We start from the raw sequence: 20750 nt of genomic DNA on the forward strand, positions 1-20750 counted from the left end.
GACCCTGCTCAAAGTCCGGTTTCTACATTGACGGCGCGCCCGGATCTGGCGGCCTCGACAACGGCCAAGCCCGTCGCCAGCGACCAGATACCGTCTTCTCCAGTTGCCGAAGGCCTGCCGTTGCCGGCGATTGCGGCATGGAAGGCATCAAGGCCTGTCTCGTAGAGATTGCGGTTGCCCAGAATGAGCACCTCTTCGCCGCCCTCGCTACGAAGCGTCACGGACCCCACAGGGCGCTGGGTCATGACGTTGCGCGCCACAAGAGAGCCCTCCGTGCCGTGGACTTCAAAGCCGGTCTCGGCAAATCGGGTGGTAAAGCCATCATGGAACTGGGCGAGAATGCCGTCCTCGAAACGCATGACACCCATGACCGCATCCTCAAGGCCTTGCCGACCCATGCCGCCGGATTGCGAAAATGCCGTTACTTCGATTGGATTGCGACCCAGAACGAAACGCAGCGTGTCAGCGTCGTGCACGGTTATATCGAGGATCACGCCGCCACCAGCCGACGGTTTGTCGAGACGCCAGCCCTGCAGGTGCGGCGGCAGATAGACGGCATGGAAGACGCGGGCGGCAAGCGGCCGGCCGATCTTGCCAGCGGCAATCGCATCTCGCATGGCAATGTGGCTGGACGCATTGCGCAGGTGGTGATTGGTCGCCAGAACGACGCCGGCCTCACGGGCGCATCTAACCATCGCATGCGCGTCCGCAAGGGTCATCGCAAGCGGCTTTTCGCAAAGCACATGCTTTCCTGCCCTGGCTGCGGCAATGGCCTGCTCGCCATGTTTCTCGTTGGTCGTCGAGATGTAAACGGCGGCGATTGCCGGATCGGCCAGCAGAACGGACAGATCGGCGGTCGACCGATCAATCCCATTTTCCCGGGCATAGGTTTTGGCGCGTTCTGCATCCGAGCTCATTACCGAGACAACCTGGCCACCGGTCGCACGGATCGCGCCGATCACCCATTCGCGTGCGATGGTACTGGCACCAACCAACCCCCAACCTACCGTCATGATGCCTTCCTCCCAGGGCTAGCCTTCGTCGCTCCGCAGCTCTCCCGGACGACGAGACGAACAGCACCCACCAGGGATTCCGGCTCCGGCTTGCCCGCATTGATCTGCTTGAGCAGAAGCTGTGCGGCACGACGCCCCATGCCTTGCGGATCGACGGATATCGTCGTCAGGGCGGGCACGGTCGACTTGGCCTCGATGACGTCATCAAAGCCGACCACGGCAAAATCGGCACCCGGCTCCAGCCGATGAGACCGCAGGCCGTCGCAAACTCCGAAGGCGACCGCATCGTTGAACGACACACAGGCCGTAGGCCGATCGGCGATGGACAGGGCGCGCCCCAGGGCTTCCACTCCCCCTGCGCGCGATGGCGCAGACGGAAACACGAGGTCCTCGTCAAAACCAAGACCGGCAACCATCATCCCATCGCGGTAACCTGCAAGGCGCTCGTCAAAAATGGACATATCAGGAAAGCCACCGAAAAAGGCGATGCGCCTGTGACCGAGCGATGCCAGATGTTCGACGGCTGCATACATGCCCGCATGATTGTCGGAGGTGATCGACGAGACTTTGGAGCCTTGAATGTTGCGCACCATCAGCACGACCGGAATCCCGGCGCTGACCAGAGGCTTGAAATCCACAGCCTTCGAGCCGCGCGCCGGCGATATGATCAAGCCTGAAATGCCGTGCTCGCGCATCGAGGCGATCACCTCGAGCTGGCGATCGACGCTTTCATTGGTATTAGCGAGAAACTGCACGAAACCGGCCGACTGCACGACCATATCGACGCCGACCGCGACCTCGGCGAAGAATCCATTGGTCAGGTCATTGACGACAACACCGACGATCTTTGACTTTGCACTCGACTGGCGAAGATTTGCAGCACCGCGATTATAGACATAGCCCAGCTCGCGCATCACGGCCGTCACCTTGGCGCGCGTCATCTCATTGACCAGCGGCGAGCCCTGCAGAACGAGGGACACCGTGGACTTCGAAACACCCGCCGCTTTCGCGATATCAATGACGGTCACCCGTGCAGCACTCATCAATTCCTCCTGCGACTTTCGCAAGTGTCACCCTCCATAATTGGAACGTTCCAATTCGTCAAGGCGAAAAAATCGAACCCGACCGCCTCGCTCCCCGCCTAACAGAAGATATCGCCACTAGAATTTCACTGAATAAATCTGATGCTTCGCCCCATACGCGTTGTTTCGGGATGAAATCCCTCGATCAATGATTCCAACCATTCATCTTGATATTTGGAACGATCTAAATTATTGGCAATTGGCACGGACGAGGAGAACCCCATGACCCTGACATTGAACCTGCCCGCTGCGGACGGAACCGCCGCCCCTTACACACTGATCGGAACCCCGGTCGAAAGACCTTCCACCCCACCGATTTTCAATCGAATTGCCTATGCCGCCGCCCATGTCGTATCGGCCCCCTTCTCAGACCACGACCCATGGAACCGACCAGCCATCGACTGGGACACGACCATGGCTTTCCGACACCATCTCTGGAGCCTTGGCTTCAAGATTGCCGAGGCCATGGACACCTCTCAGCGCGGCATGGGCTTGGGCTGGATTGGCGCGCAGGAACTTATCCGCCGCTCTCTAGCGGAGGCAAAGACCGTCGAGGGCGCCGATCTCGCCTGCGGTGTCGGGACGGATCATCTGGCACCGGCGGACACGCGATCAATCGACGACGTGATCGCCGCCTATGAAACACAGCTCGAATACGTGGAAAAATTCGGCGGCCGCGGCATCATGATGGCAAGCCGCGCACTGGCCCGCGTTGCGGTATCGGCCGACGACTACATCAAGGTCTATGGCCGCATCCTTTCCCAGGCGAAGGACAAGGTCGTGCTTCACTGGCTCGGCGACATGTTCGATCCCCAGCTTGCCGGCTATTGGGGCAGCAAGGATTTCGAACAGGCGCTCGACTGCGTGCTGAACATTATCTCTGAAAACAGGGACAAGATTGAAGGCATCAAGATCTCGCTTCTAGAAAACAGCAAGGAAGTCGCGCTGCGTGACCGGCTGCCGCAAGGCGTACTTTGCTTCACCGGCGATGACTTCAACTACGCCGAGTTGATCGAAGGCGACGGGAAGCGCCACAGCCACGCCTTGCTCGGCATTTTCGATGCGGTGGCTCCGTCAGCCTCCAAGGCGCTTGCTTGCCTTGCAAACGGCGACGCAAAAACCTTCCGCGCCGTCATTGAGCCCACAGTCCCCTTGTCGCGAAAAATCTTCGAAGCCCCGACGCAGTACTACAAGGCGGGCGTCGTATTTCTCGCATGGCTGAACGGCCACCAGAGCCATTTCAGCCTGCCTGCCGGCATGCAATCAGCGCGGGGGATCTTGCACTATGCGGATATCTTCCGCCTTGCCGATCAGGCAAACGTGCTCGACAATCCCGACCTGGCGACCAGACGGATGAAGAACTTCGCCGGAATCTACGGCATCGAATAGCCGATCCGGCGTCAACGGCAGCGTCTGTCAGTTGCGCGAACGCGACCCACCGACCCGACTTCATCGGCAACCGCGCCACGCCGTCTCAAAAAACGTGCCAATAGTTCGAGGATAGCCCAGAAACGAAAAAAGCCTGCCGCGGGAGGAGGTGCGGCAGGCTTTTCGAATGGATGAACAGCGACTGGGAGGAGGAGTGCCGCTGTTCCTACAGGCGCCCCTGGGAGGAGGAGTGGGTCGCCTGAAACACGAAGCTCTGCGGGAGGAGGTGCATCGCTTCGTTGAAAACCAACATACAGCATCGCCGTGCTTATAAAATGCGCTTTGTTGCAGTGCAGCCATGCAAAAACAGTGACACTCCTGCACGCAAGATCCGCCGCCTAGGCCCGCAAGACTGGCGCAACGGGCGGGCGGGATTGCACCGCGCGACCCAATCCCAAATACCAAGCCAAACACAAGCCCAAACGCAAAAACGCCCGCGTCATCAGCGGGCGTCGTGCGGCATGCGAGAAAGTCTGCAGTCTTTAGCGAGCGTATGCTCCACGGGCAACGCGGTTGATGTCGGCACGGCTGATACCGATATCGGACAGTTCGCGGCTCGACATGCGGCCCAGTTCTGCAACCGTCTGACGATACTTGCGCCAGTTATTAAAAGAGCGTGCTACGTTCATGATGATCCCCTTTCGTGAGGTCTCTTTGACGCCAGCAACCTTGCTTCAGTTCCAACGTCGTTTCGATGATTGGAATATAGGCGATTGCACGCCCTTGCAAAAGTGACAAGCTCACAGGTCAGCCATGCAAATTATGCATCAGCCGAGTGCGGTCGAAGTAAACAGGGACTTTCGAACACCTCGGCCATGACCAAGGAACCCATCGCAACGGAACAAGATCGGCAAATGGGACGTCAAATTGCTTGATGTGGATCATGGCCAACGTATGCCTTCGAACTAGGATCGCCATCGGACGACTTCCCTGAGGAGGATGGAACATGTCGGACGAACCGATTCTCCGTTTTCATGGAGCAGCAGGGGCCGTCACCGGCTCATGTCATCTGCTGGAATGGCAGGATCAACGGGTCCTGATCGACTGCGGCATGTTTCAAGGTTCCAAGACAGAGAAGGAACTGAACTACCGGCCCTTTCCGTTCCAGCCGCACCGGATCGACGCTGTCATCCTGACACATGCCCATATCGATCACTCCGGCCTGTTACCCAAGCTTGCAAAGGCCGGGTACGAAGGGCCGATCTATGCGACGCAGCCAACGGCGGACTTGTGTTCGATCATGCTGCCGGATTCTGCCCATATCCAGGAAAGCGAGGTCGTGCATCTCAACAGGCGCAACGAACGTCGGGGCCGTGAAAGTGTCGAACCGATCTATACCGCCGAGGATGCGGCCGTTTCCCTCACGCTGTTCAGGCCGGTCGATCTGGAAGTCTGGCAGCAAGCGACGCGGTCCATTCGCTTTCGTCTATGGAATGCCGGCCATCTCCTCGGCTCGGCATCTGTGGAGATCGAAATAGCAACAGCCGATCGTCCGCTTCGGTTGCTGTTTTCCGGTGACATTGGCCCGGAGCACAAGCTGCTGCAATTCGATCCGAAGGCGCCGACAGATTTCGACTACGTCATTTGTGAAAGCACCTATGGCGATCGCGAGAGACTTGAAACATCGGACCCGACGCGCCGTGCGGCACTGATGGCCGAGGTCCGCGCCGCCAACCGTCACGACGGCGCCCTGATCATTCCCTCCTTCGCGGTCGAGCGAACCCAGGAACTTCTGGCGGACCTTGTTTACCTCATGAACACCAAGGCCGTGGACACTTGCCCGATCATCATCGATTCACCGCTCGCCACGCGCGCCAGCGAAATCTTCGCCCGGCATGCTCGCAGGATGGAAAACGGTCAATTGCTGAGCAAGGCGCTGCATGCGAAGAACGTGCGGTTCACCCAGACGGTCGAACAGTCCAAGGCCGTCGACTTCATCCGGGGCTTTCATATCGTGATCGCCGCCAGCGGGATGTGCGAGGCGGGGCGCATCCGCCACCGCCTGAAAAACTGGCTTTGGCGAGACAATGGCACGGTCCTTCTTGTCGGATATCAGGCGGCCGGAACGCTGGGGCGGATTCTCGAAGATGGAGCGGCCACAGTCCGCATCCAAGGCGACGAAATCAAGGTGCGTGCCCGCATCCGCAAGCTGGAGATCTACAGTGGCCATGCCGACGGCACGGAATTGCTGTCATGGGTCAAGGCAAGGCAGCCGATCAGGGCGGGGGTATTTCTGGTCCATGGCGAAGAGGCGGCTCTTTCTGGTCTCGCCCAGCGCCTGTCGTCCATCCTTGATGACAGCCGGATCGTGACACCTCATCTCGATTCCGCATTCAAGCTCACCAAGGATGCCGCGATTGACGTATCGGAAGCGCGCGCGTTGCGCCTGGAACCGCTGAGGGCTGGACACCACGACTGGCACAACACATTCCAGTCGTTCATCCTCAAACTGCAGGCCGAGCTGCAAAATGCAGCCAGCGACAAGGAACGCGGCGTCGTGCTACGCAAACTGAAGCGAGCGCTGGCCGGTGAGGATTGAGCCAAGCTTGAGCCCTTCGACACGACAATCTGCGTCATAAATTTTGACCGGAAGGTCAAAATTTCCGCTTGCGGTTCGACCGATGACAAAACCTTCGCCGTTTAAGGCAAACATTGGGGATTTGTCCGGCGCCATAACCAGCACGACATGCGACGCTTGTATCAACGCCGGACTATCAGGCCAATGATCAACAGATTGGACAATCACCATGAAATGGTTTCAGACACTCGCTGCTGCCGCAGCATTCACCCAGTTCCTTTCCATGGGTATTGCCCACGCGGGCGCGAATCTTGACGAGATCAAATCGGCGGGCGTTCTGAAGATCGGCACCGAAGGAACCTATGCCCCGTTTACGTTTCATGACACGTCCGGCGCCCTGGTTGGCTTCGACGTCGAGATCGGCAAGGCCATCGCCGAGAAGCTTGGCGTAACGGCGGAATTCCTCGAAGGAAAATGGGACGGCCTGATCGCCGGCATCGACGCCAAGCGTTATGACGTCGTGATCAACCAGGTTGGCATCACCGAGGAACGCAAGAAGAAGTATGACTTCTCCGACCCTTACATCGCCTCCAAGGCTGTCCTGATCGTCAAGGCCGACAATGACGGCATCACCTCGTTTGCCGATCTGAACGGCAAGACCGCGGCACAGTCACTTTCCAGCAATTTCGGCAAACTGGCCCAGGCATCGGGCGCCGAGCTCGTCGGCACGGACGGCTTTGACCAGTCGATCCAGCTCGTGCTGACCGGCCGTGCCGATGCCACCATCAATGACAGCCTCTCCTTCCTCGACTTCAAGAAGCAGAAGCCCGATGCGCCCGTGAAGATTGTCGCCGAACAGGCCGATGCCGATTACTCCGGCGTGATATTGCGCAAAGGCGAAACAGAGTTGCAGGACGCCATCAACAAGGCTTTGAACGACATCAAGGCTGACGGTACCTATGAGGCGATTTCGCAAAAATACTTCGGCGCCGACGTATCCAAATAAAAGGTTTGGGAACTCGAAGCGCGGGGCGGTATCGAACCGGTCCGCGTATCGCTATAGTCTGATCCGCTCCAAGCGACGCAAAACGCTTGGAGCGGATTGTTTCATTCGAGGAATCAGATCTTGCCCGCCTGGCTTCAACTCATGCTGGATTCGCTCCAGCCGCTTTTATGGGCGGGTCTGGTCTTCACCATTCCGCTAACCCTCCTGTCCTTCGTACTGGGTCTTGCACTCGGACTTGTGGTCGCCGTGACGCGCCTCTTCGGTCCGAGGCCGCTGGTCGCGATCGCCCGTTTCTACGTCTGGGTGATCCGCGGCACGCCGCTGCTGGTGCAACTCTTCGTCATTTTTTATGGCCTTCCCAGCCTCGGCATTTTGCTGGATGCATTTCCCGCCGCCCTGATCGGCTTCACCTTGAATATCGGCGCCTACACGTCCGAAATCATACGTGCCGTGATTGCCTCTGTCCCGCGTGGACAATGGGAAGCCGCCTATTCCATCGGCATGAGCTGGAGCCAGGCGATGCGCCGCACCATCCTGCCACAAGCAGCACGCGTTGCGGTTCCTCCGCTTTCCAACACCTTCATCTCGCTGGTGAAAGACACGTCGCTTGCGGCCGCCATAACCGTCCCTGAACTTTTCCAGACCGCCCAGCGCATTGTGGCCACAACATACGAGCCCTTGATCCTCTATATCGAGGCCGCCCTGATATACCTCGCGATGAGTTCTGTCCTCTCGGCCTTGCAGGTTCGGCTGGAAAAACGCTTTGCCCGGTATGGCGGCTTTCTGGAGGCCAGAACATGATCGAACTGTCCCATATCGAAAAACGCTTTGGCGACAATGTCGTGCTGAAGGACATCAGCGTGACGATCGCCGAAGGCACCGTCACCGCACTTGTCGGCCCCTCCGGCGGCGGCAAGAGCACGCTCCTGCGCTGCATCAACCTGCTTGAATCGCCAACCTCCGGCACCATCCGCCTCGGTGAGGAAACCATCCGGTTCCTACCCGGCCAAAAGACGGGATGGGATGCGACCCAGCGCCTGCGTCGCCAGACCGGCATGGTGTTTCAAAATTTCCAGTTATTCCCCCACCAGACTGCCATCGAGAATGTCATGGAAGGGCTGGTCACCGTACTCAAATGGCCGAAGGAAAAGGCACGGCATCATGCGGCCGACCTTCTGCAAAAGGTCGGCATGGCGCACAAAGCCGATGCGTGGCCGGCAACGCTTTCTGGCGGTCAACAACAGCGCGTCGCAATCGCACGTGCGCTGGCACCGTCGCCCCGCGTGCTTCTCTGCGACGAGCCGACATCGGCACTCGACCCGGAACTTGCAGAAGAAGTCGTCGAAGTGCTGAGCCGGCTTGCTCGCGAAGGAACGACCATGATCATGGCGACCCATGACCTGCGGCTTGCCTCGCGTGTCGCAGACCAGGTGCTGTTCCTGGATGGCGGCCTGATCGTCGAGAGCGGAGCACCGAAAACGATCTTCCAGGCACCGGAACGCGATCGCACGAAGAAGTTCATCTCGTCACTCAGCGCCGGCCACAGCTACGACATATGAACACATCGGCATTAGCACTAGCATTAGCATCAGCGCCGTCATCGCCCTTGCATATCTCTCATGTGGCGCGGAACCGGCGCGTACAACCGATACGGCAAGAAGCATGTACGCAGCTCAAAGCTCCACTTAGCCTGCATCTGCCGATTACGCAGCCCAACCACAGTCACCCTTAGGACGCGCGGCAGTTGTCGAGATTCGGCTAGACGACAGGCTGCGACGTACAGATCGAAATCGCCAGTTCGTCCGCGACAACATGATGCTGTCCAGTGAGGCAGCAGACATCGGAACTCATCGCGACTAGCAGCAATGCGGCCGATGTGGTGCCGACAAGCCGACCAAACCAACCCTTCTTGGGGGCCTCGTCGCCATCGGGTGCCGCTTCGGCCGCGCTGCTATCTGCGGGCGGCGTGCCGACGATCTCGCCGAATTTGGCAAAGAAGTCACCCGCCAGCTTCTTGGCGGTGCTGTCGATCAGGCGGCTGCCCATCTGCGCCAGCTTGCCGCCAATCTCGGCCGTCACGGTATAGTGCAGGATTGTCGCGGCGCCGTCCGGCTCCAAGGTTACTCTGGCGCTTCCCTTGGCAAAGCCGGCCATGCCACCCGACCCTTCGCCAGAGATCGTGTAACCATTCGGCGGATCGAGATCGGACAGCGTGACCTTACCGGCAAAGCTGGCTTTGACCGGCCCAATGCGCAAGGTGACCTTGGCGACCATGTCCGTGTCGGATGTCTTTTCGATACTATCGCATCCAGGAATACATTGGCGAAGCACATCGACGTCGTTCAGTCCGGCAAAAACCGTTTCCCGCGACGCCTCGATCCGCTGTGATCCATTCATATCCATATTGTCTCTCCCAATTCCGGTGTCTCGTGATAAACGCTTCTAAGCCTCAGGCGTGTCTCTGGCCGCGACGGCGGACCTCGATCATTTCAGCGACGATCGAAAAGGCGATTTCATCCGGCGTGATGGAACCGAGATCAAGGCCCGCGGGTGATCGGATATCATCCATAGCCGCGACTGCGAGGCCTGACGCTTCAAGATCCCGACGAAGCGCTGAAAATTTCTTCGTTGAGCCGACAAAACCGATGTAGCGAACCGTCAGGCCGAGAACTGCCTTCAACGCGGCACTGTCGCCACGTCCCTGGGTGGCGATGACGACAAAGTCGCCCGATGTGACACCCACCGGCACATCGAGTCCGTCAATCAGGCGATCGACATCATCAAAACCGGAACGGTCGGCGGCCGGGGCACAGAGTGTGATGAAAAAGCCCATGCGCCGTGCAATATCAGCGAGCGCAAGCGCCACCGGCGAAGCACCGAGGATGATGAGATTCGGTCTTGGCAACACGGGCTCGACAAAGACATCCATGGTACCCTGGCTTGGGCACATATTGCGGGCATAAAAGATCCCGTCTTTCTGCTCTCCCGGCGCAACCTGCTGCATATCCAGCAGATCCTCCGGCTGTATGCTGATCAGGCGGGGCTGACCATCGCGGATGGCCTCATGTGCCGCCCTCAAAACAGCACCCTTTGCGCAGCCGCCACCGATCCAGCCGGCGGATATGCTGCCGTCGGCCAGAACGATGGCTTTCGCGCCAGCCTTGGCGGCGGTGACGGAGACCGTGCGGACCACGGTTGCAATGGCAAAAGGCTCACCACGAGCCCGGGCTTCGCTCACCAGATCGAGTATGTCGGACGGCGGCCGCATGATCAGATCCTCGCCAGATAAGGTTCGATGGCTCCCAAGCTCTCGAGATTGTGGGCCGGGGCAAACAGATCGACATAAGGCAACGCCGCCTTCATGCCGGCCGCTTCCGCCACATAATCCCGCCAGCCGATCAACGGATTGAGCCAGGCGATGCGTCTACAGCGGCGGCGCAGCGCCCGCATTTCCGCGCCTAGCTGCTCGGCGGGTCCAGTGTCGTAACCATCAGAGACAATTATAACACAGCTGCGTGAATGGAGACAGCGCTTGGCGTGCCAGCGGTTGAAGGTGCCGAGACTTTCGCCGATCCGCGTGCCGCCGCCTACACCTTCTGCCATCAACGACATGCGCTCCACTGCCCGCTGCGGATCGCGCTCGCGCAGGGCCGGTGACACATGGATAAGCCGCGTGTGGAAGATGAACGCTTCGGCCTCGCGAAATGCGTCCAGCACCCCATGGAGGAAGCGTAGGAATACCGCGGAATAGAGACTCATGGAGCCAGACGCGTCCAGTAATACCACCAGCCTCAGCGGTTTGTCCTTGCGACGGCGATGGATGAGTTCGATCGGCGTGCCGCCATGCGCGATGCTCTTGTGGATGGTGCGCCTCAGATCGAGCCTCTGCCCAACGCGCCGGGCACGCATCCGTCGTGTCAACCGTGCCCGCATGCTGCGCGCCAGACGCGCCGCCAGATCGTGGGCCGCGGCCAGATCGTTCGGATCGGTCAGGTGGCGAAAATCGGTTCTTGCCAAAGTCTCGGTGTGTGACGCCCCCTCGCGCTTCGACTGACCAACTTCCGTCTGCTCGGCGTCTTCGCCGCGCTGAACATGGTCGGCATTCAGGCTGTCGCCCAAACCTCGGCCTCCCGCCACCGCCTGCAGGCCACTCGGCGCCTTCCGTGGTGCGCCTGTCATGCGCGTCGCCGACTTCATGCCGCGTCCTGTCCAAAAGGCGTCAAAAATCTCGTCGAACTTCTGCCAATCCGAATGCCGGCTGCAGAACAGCGCCCGAAGCGCCGGTCGAAATCGGGATGGTCGCGAAGCACATGCGCCACTCATCACACCGAGCGCATCGCGCATCTCGGCCAGGCCGATGATGAACCCATTGTCACGCAGCGTCGTGACAAAGCCCGACAGCTTCGCCCGCATCATCGCGCCAAGATCAGCCTCGCTCATTCGCAACGCGCTCATCTCACGCCACCTTGCCCAACAGCCGGTCCGATACCTGCCGCGTCATCCGCGTCTTGTCCTCCGCAGTCTTGATCAGACACATCAACGTCTCGAACACGGCTTCAGGCTCGTCCCGCAAAACCCGGATATCAAGGCCAGCCAATGTTGCCGCCCAATCCAGCGTCTCGGCTATGCCGGGCGCCTTGCGCAGTTCTTCCTTGCGGATCAGGTTGACCATGCTGGCGATCTGAAGCGCCAATGCCGCGTCGATGTGCGGCAACCGCGACACGATGATGCGCGCCTCCCGATCGATATCGGGGAAATCGACATAGTGGTACAGGCAGCGTCGGCGCAGCGCATCGGACAATTCCCGCGTGCCGTTCGAGGTCAGGATCACCATTGGGATCGTCAATGCGCTGATCGTGCCGAGTTCCGGGATAGACACCTGGAAATCCGACAGCAGTTCCAGCAAGAAGGCTTCGAACTCCTCGTCGGCACGATCAATCTCATCAATCAGCAGCACTGGCGGTTTGGACTGCCGGATGGCCGCCAGCAATGGCCTCTCCAGCAGGTACTTTTCCGAAAAGATCTGCTCCTCGACCTGGTCGGCGTTCAAACCATGCTGGCCCTCGCGTGCCTTGATCGCCAGCAATTGCCGCTGGTAGTTCCATTCATACAGCGCCGAACTCTGGTCCAGTCCCTCATAACATTGCAGCCGGATCAGCCGGGTATCGCGCGCCAGAGCCAAGGCCCGCGCCACCTCGGTCTTGCCGACACCCGCCTCTCCCTCCAGCAGCAGTGGCCGCTTCAGGCTGTTCATGAGCCAAAGTGCGGTCGCCAGATCGCGATCGGGGACATACCCGACCGCCGCCATCTCGCCGGCAACCTGATCCTGAGGAAGCGTGATCGCCATGCTCTGTCCTATCTTACGCGTGCAGGCCCAGGCGCTCTCCGACTTTCCACAAACGCCAGGCATCGTGCGGCATCTGGATGTGGCCGGCGTCGAGGAAGGCGTAGGCATCGTTGACCGCATTGGAGAAACACGGCACACCGCCGACATGCGGGCTTTCGCCGACACCCTTGGCACCGATCGGGTGATGCGGCGATGGAGTCACGGTGAAGTCGGTTTCCCACTTCGGCGTTTCCACGGCGGTCGGCAGGAAGAAGTCCATGAACGAGGCGCCCATGACATTGCCCATGTCATCATAGCGGATCTCCTGGCCCATTGCGCAGGCAAAGGCTTCGGTCAGCCCGCCATGCACCTGACCTTCAATAATCATCGGATTGATGCGCGTGCCGCAGTCGTCCAGCGCATAGAAGCGTCGTGTCTTGGCCACGCCGGTATCGACGTCGATGTCCATGACGCAGAAATACGCACCGAACGGATAGGTCATGTTGGGCGGCTCGTAGTAGTTTACGGCTTCGAGACCCGGCTCCATGTTCGGTGGCGGTGCATTATAGGCCGACCATGCTACTTCCTTCATGGTCTTGAATTTTTCCGGCAGGCCCTTGACCCGAAACCGGTCGACGTCCCATTCCAGATCACCCTCGTGAACCTCCAGCATATGCGCCGCGATCATCTGTGCCTTGGCCTTGATCTTGCGGGCGGCGACTGCTGTCGCGGCACCGGCGACGGGCGTGGAACGCGATCCGTAGGTGCCGAGACCGTAAGGCGCGGTATCGGTATTGCCTTCCTCGATCATGATATCGTCTGCGGGAATGCCGAGTTCGGTCGCGATGATCTGGGCATAGGTCGTCTCATGCCCCTGCCCCTGGCTCTTGGTGCCCATGCGAGCGATAACCGAGCCGGTCGGATGGATGCGGATTTCGGCAGAGTCGAACATGGCAATACCGAGGATGTCGCAATTCTTGGCCGGTCCCGCGCCGACGATTTCGGTAAAGAACGAAATGCCGATGCCCATGATCTCGCGGGTCTCTCCCCGTTTGAACGCGTCGCGCTTGGCAGACTGCTCGTCACGCAGCTGGCGGTAACCGATGGTATCCATCGCCTTCTGCATCGCCATGTGATAATCGCCGCTGTCATATTCCCAGCCCAGCGCCGACTGGTAGGGAAACTGTTCGGCCTTGATGAAGTTCTTCATGCGCAGGTCGGCGGAATCCATGCCGAGTTTCTGCGCCAGCACTTCGATGGCGCGCTCGATGGCAAAAACCGCTTCCGTCACACGAAACGAACAGCGATAGGCAACGCCACCAGAGGCCTTATTGGTGTAGACGCCGTCAACCGCCAGATGCGCCACGGGAATATCGTAGGATCCCGTGCAGATGTTCATGAAACCGGCCGGCCACTTGGACGGATCGGCGCAAGCATCGAAGGCGCCATGATCGGCCAGTACATGCACGCGCATCGCGAGGATCTTGCCGTCGCTGGTGGCGGCTAGCTCGGTGCTCATGTGATAGTCGCGGGCAAAGGACGTGGTGGACAGGTTCTCCATCCGATCCTCGACCCACTTGACCGGAACGCCGAGCACGATCGAGCCGACCACGGAGCAGACATAGCCCGAATAGGCTCCGACCTTATTGCCGAAACCGCCGCCTATATCGGGGGCAATTACATGGATCTTGTGCTCCGGCAGCCCTGAAATCAGCGACACAACGGTACGGATGACATGCGGCGCCTGGAAGGTGCCCCATAGTGTCAGTTCGCCCTTGATCTTGTCGAAAGACGCCAGGGACTGGCAGGTCTCCAGCGGCGAGGGATGGGTGCGGTGATCGACCAGCATTTCCTTGATCGCCACGTCGGCATTGGCAAATACCGCGTCGGTCGCGTCCTTGTCACCGATCGTCCATTCGAAGATATGATTGGGGTGCTTGCGTGGTCCATGGGCACCAACCATCTTGTCCTGGATGTCCTCGCGCAGGATGGGCGCATCCGCATCCATCGATTTGAACGGATCGACGATACAGGGCAGCGCCTCATAGATCACGTCCACCAGTTCAGTGGCATCGGAGGCGATATAGCGATCCTCGGCGATGACGAAGGCAATTTCCTGGTTCTGGAACAGAACCTTGTGTTCGGCGAGCACCGCTTGCACGTCACCGGCCAGCGTCGGCATGTAGTGCAGTCCCAACGGCTTCAGATCAGCGGCGGTAAGCACCGCGACCACACCTGGCAATGCCTTGGCTCGCGAGGTATCGATGCTGACGATGCGGGCATGGGCATGCGGCGAACGAACGAAATCGCCAAACAGCATGCCGGGCAGCTTTATGTCGTCAACGTAGTTGCCTTTGCCCTGGGTGAAGCGGATGTCTTCGACGCGTTTGCGCTTGCAGCCCATGCCCTGGAGCTTTTCGGTGCGCTCGGCCCGGTCGATGGCTATGTCGATCTTGACTTGCTCGTTCATTCTGCCGCCTCCAGAAAGGGTGTTCCGTTGATCTTGGCCGCCGCATACTGGATGGCCTTGACGATATTCACGTAACCCGTGCAGCGACAGAGATTGCCGGCAATCCCGTAGCGGATTTCCTCCTCGGTCGGATTGGCATTTTCCTGCAGCAGGCGGTGCGCCCGCAGGATCATGCCCGGCGTGCAATAGCCACATTGCAGGCCATGCATCATGCGAAAACCTTCCTGCAAGGCGCTCAGCGTACCGTCAGGATTGGCCATACCTTCAATGGTCGTGATCGACGCGCCATCCGCCTGTACTGCAAACGTCATGCAACTTTTCACCGACATGTCGTCCATGTCGACGGTGCATGCGCCGCAATGGCCGGTGTCGCAGCCGATATGGGCGCCGGTAAGGTTTTGCTGCTCGCGCAGAAAATGGATCAACAAGGTGCGCGGCTCGACCAGCGCTTCGACAACCTTACCGTTGATGGTGACCTTGATGTGTGACTTGGTCATTGCTTCCCCCTCAAACCGTGGCGCGGGCGCGCGCCCGCTCAAGTGCACGGCGCAGCATGACGCCCGCCATCTTGGTGCGATATTCCGATGGCCCGCGCATGTCGGATGCCGGATTGGTGATTGCCTCTGCGGCAGCAACAGCCCGGTCGATGGTCGCCGCATCGAGCATGGTGCCGGTGAGTATCATGCCTGCTTCCGCAGCCCAGAGCGGCGTTTCGGACACATTTGTCAGGCCGATCGAGGCGCTGGTGCAGGTGCCAGCAGCCATGGTCAGGATCACGGCCGCGGCGGCGGTTGCATAGTCTCCCACCTTGCGCTTGAGTTTTTCGTAGGCGTAGCCATGACCACCAGGGGGGATGGGAATGCGTACGGATGTCAGGATCTCTCCTGCCGCCAATTCGGTTTCGTAAGCGCCCAGATAGAAGCCGCGCGCTGTCACATCCCGTGTTCCGGTAACGCCCGTCAGCGCGTAACGGGCGTTCAGACATTGCATCAGTGCCGGCATGTCATTGCCTGGATCACCATTGGCACAATTGCCACCAATCGTTCCCTTGTAGCGGATCTGAGGGTCCGCGATCATCAACGCCGTTTCACGAACGATCGGCAGGAATTCGGCCAAAAGCGGCGACGATATCAACGCATGCTGCGTCGTCATCGCTCCGATGACAATCTCATCGCCATCAAGCTCGATGACGTTCAGCCCTTCGATGCCACCCAGATCAATCAGGTGTTCGGGCGCGGCGAGACGCGTTTTCATCAAAGGGATGAGGCTGTGACCACCTGCCAAGGGACGGGCGTCCTCTCCAAGCTCGGTAAGCAGCGCGACGGCCGCAACAATCGTCGTTGGCCGATGGTAGTCAAAGCTTCCTGGTATCATGATTGCGCTCCTCCCAAAGCACGTATCGCGGCCCGTCACCCAATCGTCATGGCGCATTGCACCGGCGAATTCACCGCGTCTCCTCAGGCACGGTGTCGGGTTGGAGAAGGAGGCGGAGATTAGCGCTTCGATACAAGTGCAACCACACCAAATGCCTGAAAATGCACGAACTGCGGTACAGATTGCGCCAACTGCGACAGATGGGCTGACCTATGCGTGCGATATACCTGTCGGCGCAGACACCTGGTGCAGGGCCAGTTCATGACGAAGCGCAGTCAACCTGGCGCGACTGACCGGAACCGTTCTGCGCAGGGGCGTATCCAGTTCCGCGACCCCGGCATCCCCGGACTTCTTGACCCGCGCAACGAAATCGAGATTGACGATATAGCTGCGATGGGTGCGGAAAAAGCGTGCCTTGCCAAGGCGCGATGCGATCTCGGAAATTGACAAGGGACAGAAAAGATCGTCGCGCCCATTGAACACATAGGTGTAATGGGCGTTGGAATGAACCGAGGCGATCTCTTCCGGTGCGATGTGAAAGCGAGCGCCGTTTCTCTCTACCGGCAAAAGAGCGAGTGAAGGATCGGCTAACGGCAAGCCGGCATCACGCACGTCGCCGACACAGTCATCTCCCGGCGACGGCTCGATCCCCGCGGATAGTGACGCATGCGCCGTATTCCATGAGGCATCTCCAGCACCCTCCTTTGTTTCGGACGGAATCAGCGCCAGCATGAAGACGGCGGAAATCGTACAGGCGACCACGCTGACGATTATGGCCAACATATCACCTGAGATCACCGACTTGGCTACGGCATCATGCGAGCCTGACATCTGACCGGGCAGATGCAGGCTCATGCCGGCCATCGCCATATAGTGCATGCCCGACACAGCACAGCCAAGCACGACGGCACAGAGAAAAAGCGGTGGCCGCCTGTCGGCGGAAAAGGCGAGCCAGAGCGCAAGACCTGAAGCGGCGACGGCAATTGTGACGCTTGCTAGTACATAAAGCGGATCATGGTTGACATGTACGACCGAATGAATGGCGATCATGCCGACATAGTGCATGGCTGTAATGCCGAGCCCCATGGCAAAAGCTGCCAGGATCAACAGACGTCGCGAGCGCAGGCTTGCCAGATAGATGGCAACGCCGGTGACCAGACCACTTACGAAGAATGACAGAAGCGTCGGCAAGACCGCGTAGTCGATTGCAACAGAGGTCGTCACGGCCAGCATGCCGATGAAATGCATGCTCCAGATACCGACCGCGAGCGTCGTCGCCGATCCCGCGATCAGCAGGCGACGCCGATTGGCAAAAGCACCAGGGATCAAAAGGGCAAGACTGATGCCGACATAACTTGCCTGGATCGCCACCAGGACGGAAAGCGCAACAAGGATCGGGCTGTAGGTGAAAGAGGCCACCATTTCATTCATCGCAATCGCCACCAACATTTTCAGCCAAGAATGCCGCACGTGACGGGACACGCGCAGACGAAAGTCCAAAGTCAGACGTCAGTAAATCGATATGAAATGCCTCCGGGCCACGCTCCCGACATGACCTCGGCCAATCTATCGATCTTACGCCCGATTTGTCGAGTGGAGCGGATTGTCATTTCCAATCGTCGATTGTGGTCAGGTGTCGGCTGCAGTCCGCCCCTTGTCGGCCGCACGGCTGCGTTGGGCAAGACCGAATGGGCCGCGGCGCGGCCATCGGTCAGACTCCCCACCTCTGACGGCTGGAAGTCGCCTTCCGAAAGATACCCCAATAAAGGTACCACCGACATATCACTTCAGACAGATTGCTATTGCGGTACCCGGTAAAAAACTCGCGGGCCGGCCTAAAGACGAGGCACGGGATAAGCGCTTCACGAACAGCTCGTCAGCCAGAGATTGCATTGAGATGGAAGCCCCGCACCGCAGCAAGCGGCGTGACGTTTAAGCACGTTTCAATCAATCTCTTCAGACAATATTGATTGATATCAAACCCTTGATGTCGCACCCTCACAGATGCGGCACTGCGTTCCACCCGCAAAATTCAGGCATCCACCCATACCCACCAATCGAAAAACAGGGCCGGCGCGGTAGAGAAAACAGGCTACCATCTTCGGTTGGTAATCCTCATCCTTCTAACTCAACCTCGATTAACCACTCTTTTACCATCCGCTTTATCTAATTCAGGAATAACGCTAATAATGAAAAAAATAGACGGGTTGCGTGATGAAAATACGTGTCGCTTTTATTGATGACCACCATGTTTTGCTTGAGGGGCTTGTAAGCCTCTACAGTGAAAAAAGTGACCTTGAAGTCGTGGCTATGGGCCACTCTGCCTGCGACGCCGTGCGGATCGTTGAAGAACTTGAACCGGATGCGATCGTCATGGATCTGACCATGCCTGGCGATACTTTTGCTGCAATTGCACAGATCATGACCAGCTCTTCCGCAACAAAGGTGATTGTCTTTACTGCCAGCAACATGATTCAACCTGCCATTGAACTTCTGGAAGCTGGCGTTTCGGCCTATGTCCTGAAAGGAAGTTCCTCTTCGGAGCTGCACGAGGCGATCAAGATTGCCTGTCGGGGTGAAACCTATGTGACCCCAGGCTTTGCTACCAAGGTGATCGTGTCGATGAAGACCGACCAGATGCGTCGAAAGAGCCTGCCTTCTCCGGCGCGACTGCATCACCGCGAAGAGCAGATCGTCAGCGGCTTGCTCAAGGGATTGACCAATCGCGAGATCGGGCAAGCGATCAACATCAGTGAGAAGACGGTCAAACACTACATGACATCGCTCATGCAGAAGCTGAATGTGCGCAACCGCGTGCAGTTGGTGATTGCCGTCAAGAACCGGGCCGTGGCACGTGACCGTTCATCAGATGCGCTCCCCTCCCAGCCCGAAGTGATCAGGCATTGATCGGCAGCAGCGCCACGGCGATGGATCCGGTAGGCCTTGGAAAATACCGCATCCGTCCACCGAAGGAGCGAATACGTCTCTTCTGGCTGACCTTGCCCAGGCGCGCCCGTTGCACCTCCTTGGCGGACGACAGAACCTGCCGTGCACCAAAGTCGGCGACACTAACGTAGAGCCGTCCCCGGATGAGTTCACACCTGACCATCTGTCGATTGCCTCGAGCGTGGCGATAACTGTTCATCAGGCCCTCAAGGACAAAACGGTAGAGGCAGATTGACAGGTCATGCACCCTGAGGTCGATATCGTTGCGAAACTCAAGCTTTACCTCGCAGCCGGTGATTTCGAGGTAGCGCTTCAGTGCCAGTTCGATAGCCTCGCGAACTGACACATGTTCGAGCTCCGGCAAGATCAGGCCCGCAGAAACATTGCGCAGTTCTTCCAACGTCATCGAGACGAGGTCCAGAAGCTTGCCAAGCGAGGTTCGCCTACTCTCTTGCAGGTCATCGGCCGACAAGAGATCGCTCAACCTGAGCTTCACCAAAGTGAGAACCTGGAGCGAACCGTCGTGCAAGTCGGCACCGATCTGATCGAGGATGCGCTCGTTCAGCTTGCCGGCCTCGACACGCGCGTTGTCCGCCATGAGCCTCAACCGGTTATTTTCGATCGACAGGTCAATCGCGTTGCGCAGGCTTTCACGCAAGGTCTGTCTCTGTTCTTCTATGACACGGCCGCTTCGACGGACAATCAGGTAGAGAAGCGACAACATGGGAACCGACACCAGAAAGACCGCAATCATCGAGATTGCTCGGGAGCGCGATATCTGCGCCTCAAGCATTTTTGACTCCAGGTAGATCTCGCCCGCCAAAGCTACCTTGCCGGAGACGTCGATCACAAGCGGCGCATAGATTTCCAGCTGCGCTCCATCCATCTCGGCTTGGGAGTACTCATGCTTGTGCTCAACTGTGCGCGACACGACCGTTTTGCCAGCCAGCGCATCCTCCAATTCAGGGAACATCTGGTTCTCGCCTGCACGCTCGCCATGAACGGAGAAGGCCGTCGTCCCGTCGGCCAGCCATATTTTGACATTGGTTATGCGCTGACCTTCCGGGCCCTGGCCGATAAGAAGATTAATATCGCGACTGAGCTGTTCATCGAACAGGAACGAACCATCCGCGCTGCGGCGCAGAAGCGGCGCGATCGAGGTCTGCATGCGTGCGGCACCGGCAGAGCCAGCCGCACTGAGTGCCGAATGCTCGATCTGGGCGCCGGTGTAGAGACCGACAGCTGCCATCAGGCCGAAGACCACGATGGAAGCGGCGATCAGAAACTGGTTGGCAATCGAGAGATTGGCGATCGACGTCATGGCTGTGCCGAGCCATCTCTCCCGGCGTCCCGACGCCAGCACCAGCATTGCAGTTTTTTCCGCAGGCCCTGAAGTCTCACGCATGATTCCCTCCAACGCGAGCATCGAACTGAAACGCAAACCCTAGGTCAAACTCTTTAAATCAAACATAAAATGTAACTCGGATCGCATTGTCGTACAGCAATATCTCCCCGCGCGTCTTCCGACCATGGTCCGAAGAATTCTCAGACCATATGCCGATTTATCGTTGGACCATGTTCCCTTTT

Annotated in this window: 19 protein-coding genes; 6 read left to right on the forward strand and 13 right to left on the reverse strand. The window is 58.8% G+C overall.

Annotated elements, in window-relative coordinates:
* Nucleotides 1-8: 8 nt before the first annotated feature.
* On the reverse strand, nt 9-1013 hold the full coding sequence (locus IM739_RS20705) for a Gfo/Idh/MocA family protein (protein ID WP_237371126.1): 1005 nt from the start codon (nt 1011-1013) through the stop codon (nt 9-11).
* The gene (locus IM739_RS20710; protein WP_237371127.1) at nt 1010-2056 is read right to left on the reverse strand and encodes a LacI family DNA-binding transcriptional regulator; all 1047 of its coding nucleotides are present in this window, start codon (nt 2054-2056) and stop codon (nt 1010-1012) included. The genes IM739_RS20705 and IM739_RS20710 overlap by 4 nt, the downstream gene beginning before the upstream one ends.
* A 261-nt stretch (nt 2057-2317) precedes the next feature.
* On the opposite strand from IM739_RS20710, the gene IM739_RS20715 reads away from it, so the two are divergent.
* Nucleotides 2318-3484: a dihydrodipicolinate synthase family protein gene (locus IM739_RS20715; protein WP_237371128.1), complete on the forward strand. Its 1167-nt coding sequence runs from the start codon at nt 2318-2320 to the stop codon at nt 3482-3484.
* Between the two features lie 521 nt (nt 3485-4005).
* Here IM739_RS20715 and IM739_RS20720 read toward each other — a convergent pair.
* Entirely contained in the window at nt 4006-4152 is a 147-nt protein-coding gene (locus tag IM739_RS20720) for a DUF1127 domain-containing protein (RefSeq protein WP_237371129.1), read from the reverse strand.
* Nucleotides 4153-4469: 317 nt separating this feature from the next.
* Here IM739_RS20720 and IM739_RS20725 point away from each other — a divergent pair, with 317 nt between their 5' ends.
* Entirely contained in the window at nt 4470-6062 is a 1593-nt protein-coding gene (locus IM739_RS20725; RefSeq protein ID WP_237371130.1) for an MBL fold metallo-hydrolase RNA specificity domain-containing protein, read from the forward strand.
* Here IM739_RS20725 and IM739_RS20730 read toward each other — a convergent pair.
* Nucleotides 6024-6272 carry a hypothetical protein gene (locus IM739_RS20730; RefSeq protein ID WP_237371131.1) on the reverse strand — a complete coding sequence of 83 codons (249 nt, stop codon included), beginning with the start codon at nt 6270-6272 and terminating at the stop codon, nt 6024-6026. The two genes, IM739_RS20725 and IM739_RS20730, sit on opposite strands and share 39 nt — an antisense overlap.
* Between IM739_RS20730 and IM739_RS20735 the strand changes: the two genes are divergently transcribed.
* From IM739_RS20735 to IM739_RS20745, 3 genes are all read left to right on the forward strand, one after another.
* A complete protein-coding gene (locus IM739_RS20735; protein WP_237371132.1) occupies nt 6271-7047 on the forward strand; it encodes an amino acid ABC transporter substrate-binding protein in 777 nt (258 codons plus the stop codon). The genes IM739_RS20730 and IM739_RS20735 overlap by 2 nt on opposite strands.
* A gap of 120 nt (nt 7048-7167) precedes the next feature.
* Entirely contained in the window at nt 7168-7848 is a 681-nt protein-coding gene (locus IM739_RS20740) for an amino acid ABC transporter permease (protein WP_237371133.1), read from the forward strand.
* Complete coding sequence (locus tag IM739_RS20745) at nt 7845-8606, forward strand: amino acid ABC transporter ATP-binding protein (RefSeq protein ID WP_237371134.1); 762 nt, start codon at nt 7845-7847, stop codon at nt 8604-8606. The genes IM739_RS20740 and IM739_RS20745 overlap by 4 nt, the downstream gene beginning before the upstream one ends.
* Before the next feature lie 199 nt (nt 8607-8805).
* Here IM739_RS20745 and IM739_RS20750 read toward each other — a convergent pair whose 3' ends face one another.
* The 8 genes from IM739_RS20750 to IM739_RS20785 all read right to left on the reverse strand — a co-directional run bounded on the left by IM739_RS20750 (nt 8806) and on the right by IM739_RS20785 (nt 17648).
* A complete protein-coding gene (locus tag IM739_RS20750; RefSeq protein ID WP_237371135.1) occupies nt 8806-9450 on the reverse strand; it encodes an SRPBCC family protein in 645 nt (214 codons plus the stop codon).
* 46 nt (nt 9451-9496) lie between these two features.
* Nucleotides 9497-10315, reverse strand: a complete 819-nt coding sequence (locus IM739_RS20755) for an XdhC family protein (RefSeq protein ID WP_237371136.1) — start codon at nt 10313-10315, stop codon at nt 9497-9499.
* 2 nt (nt 10316-10317) lie between these two features.
* Nucleotides 10318-11502 carry a vWA domain-containing protein gene (locus tag IM739_RS20760; protein ID WP_237371137.1) on the reverse strand — a complete coding sequence of 395 codons (1185 nt, stop codon included), beginning with the start codon at nt 11500-11502 and terminating at the stop codon, nt 10318-10320.
* Between the two features lies 1 nt (nt 11503).
* A complete protein-coding gene (locus IM739_RS20765) occupies nt 11504-12394 on the reverse strand; it encodes an AAA family ATPase (protein WP_237371138.1) in 891 nt (296 codons plus the stop codon).
* A gap of 13 nt (nt 12395-12407) precedes the next feature.
* Entirely contained in the window at nt 12408-14843 is a 2436-nt protein-coding gene (locus tag IM739_RS20770; protein ID WP_237371139.1) for an aerobic carbon-monoxide dehydrogenase large subunit, read from the reverse strand.
* On the reverse strand, nt 14840-15340 hold the full coding sequence (locus IM739_RS20775; protein WP_237371140.1) for a (2Fe-2S)-binding protein: 501 nt from the start codon (nt 15338-15340) through the stop codon (nt 14840-14842). Before IM739_RS20775 ends, IM739_RS20770 begins: the two co-directional genes overlap by 4 nt.
* A gap of 10 nt (nt 15341-15350) precedes the next feature.
* Nucleotides 15351-16217 carry an FAD binding domain-containing protein gene (locus tag IM739_RS20780; protein ID WP_237371141.1) on the reverse strand — a complete coding sequence of 289 codons (867 nt, stop codon included), beginning with the start codon at nt 16215-16217 and terminating at the stop codon, nt 15351-15353.
* Nucleotides 16218-16427: 210 nt separating this feature from the next.
* Complete coding sequence (locus IM739_RS20785) at nt 16428-17648, reverse strand: MHYT domain-containing protein (RefSeq protein WP_237371142.1); 1221 nt, start codon at nt 17646-17648, stop codon at nt 16428-16430.
* Nucleotides 17649-18431: 783 nt separating this feature from the next.
* Between IM739_RS20785 and IM739_RS20790 the strand changes: the two genes are divergently transcribed.
* The gene (locus tag IM739_RS20790; RefSeq protein ID WP_237371143.1) at nt 18432-19124 is read left to right on the forward strand and encodes a response regulator; all 693 of its coding nucleotides are present in this window, start codon (nt 18432-18434) and stop codon (nt 19122-19124) included.
* Here IM739_RS20790 and IM739_RS20795 read toward each other — a convergent pair.
* A complete protein-coding gene (locus IM739_RS20795; protein WP_237371144.1) occupies nt 19114-20568 on the reverse strand; it encodes a sensor histidine kinase in 1455 nt (484 codons plus the stop codon). The two genes, IM739_RS20790 and IM739_RS20795, sit on opposite strands and share 11 nt — an antisense overlap.
* Nucleotides 20569-20750: the final 182 nt, after the last annotated feature.

This window comes from Rhizobium sp. SL42, from assembly GCF_021729845.1.
Classification (GTDB): domain Bacteria; phylum Pseudomonadota; class Alphaproteobacteria; order Rhizobiales; family Rhizobiaceae; genus Allorhizobium.

Bases quoted from the DNA above. Each gene is read 5' to 3' on its own strand.
- IM739_RS20795 (WP_237371144.1), bottom strand. From the start codon at position 20,568: ATGCGTGAGACTTCAGGGCCTGCGGAAAAAACTGCAATGCTGGTGCTG.
- IM739_RS20775 (WP_237371140.1), bottom strand. From the start codon at position 15,340: ATGACCAAGTCACACATCAAGGTCACCATCAACGGTAAGGTTGTCGAA.
- IM739_RS20710 (WP_237371127.1), bottom strand. From the start codon at position 2,056: ATGAGTGCTGCACGGGTGACCGTCATTGATATCGCGAAAGCGGCGGGT.
- IM739_RS20785 (WP_237371142.1), bottom strand. From the start codon at position 17,648: ATGAATGAAATGGTGGCCTCTTTCACCTACAGCCCGATCCTTGTTGCG.
- IM739_RS20745 (WP_237371134.1), top strand. From the start codon at position 7,845: ATGATCGAACTGTCCCATATCGAAAAACGCTTTGGCGACAATGTCGTG.
- IM739_RS20755 (WP_237371136.1), bottom strand. From the start codon at position 10,315: ATGCGGCCGCCGTCCGACATACTCGATCTGGTGAGCGAAGCCCGGGCT.
- IM739_RS20725 (WP_237371130.1), top strand. From the start codon at position 4,470: ATGTCGGACGAACCGATTCTCCGTTTTCATGGAGCAGCAGGGGCCGTC.
- IM739_RS20730 (WP_237371131.1), bottom strand. From the start codon at position 6,272: ATGGTGATTGTCCAATCTGTTGATCATTGGCCTGATAGTCCGGCGTTG.
- IM739_RS20770 (WP_237371139.1), bottom strand. From the start codon at position 14,843: ATGAACGAGCAAGTCAAGATCGACATAGCCATCGACCGGGCCGAGCGC.
- IM739_RS20720 (WP_237371129.1), bottom strand. From the start codon at position 4,152: ATGAACGTAGCACGCTCTTTTAATAACTGGCGCAAGTATCGTCAGACG.
- IM739_RS20750 (WP_237371135.1), bottom strand. From the start codon at position 9,450: ATGGATATGAATGGATCACAGCGGATCGAGGCGTCGCGGGAAACGGTT.
- IM739_RS20715 (WP_237371128.1), top strand. From the start codon at position 2,318: ATGACCCTGACATTGAACCTGCCCGCTGCGGACGGAACCGCCGCCCCT.
- IM739_RS20790 (WP_237371143.1), top strand. From the start codon at position 18,432: ATGAAAATACGTGTCGCTTTTATTGATGACCACCATGTTTTGCTTGAG.
- IM739_RS20780 (WP_237371141.1), bottom strand. From the start codon at position 16,217: ATGATACCAGGAAGCTTTGACTACCATCGGCCAACGACGATTGTTGCG.
- IM739_RS20705 (WP_237371126.1), bottom strand. From the start codon at position 1,013: ATGACGGTAGGTTGGGGGTTGGTTGGTGCCAGTACCATCGCACGCGAA.
- IM739_RS20765 (WP_237371138.1), bottom strand. From the start codon at position 12,394: ATGGCGATCACGCTTCCTCAGGATCAGGTTGCCGGCGAGATGGCGGCG.
- IM739_RS20760 (WP_237371137.1), bottom strand. From the start codon at position 11,502: ATGAGCGCGTTGCGAATGAGCGAGGCTGATCTTGGCGCGATGATGCGG.
- IM739_RS20735 (WP_237371132.1), top strand. From the start codon at position 6,271: ATGAAATGGTTTCAGACACTCGCTGCTGCCGCAGCATTCACCCAGTTC.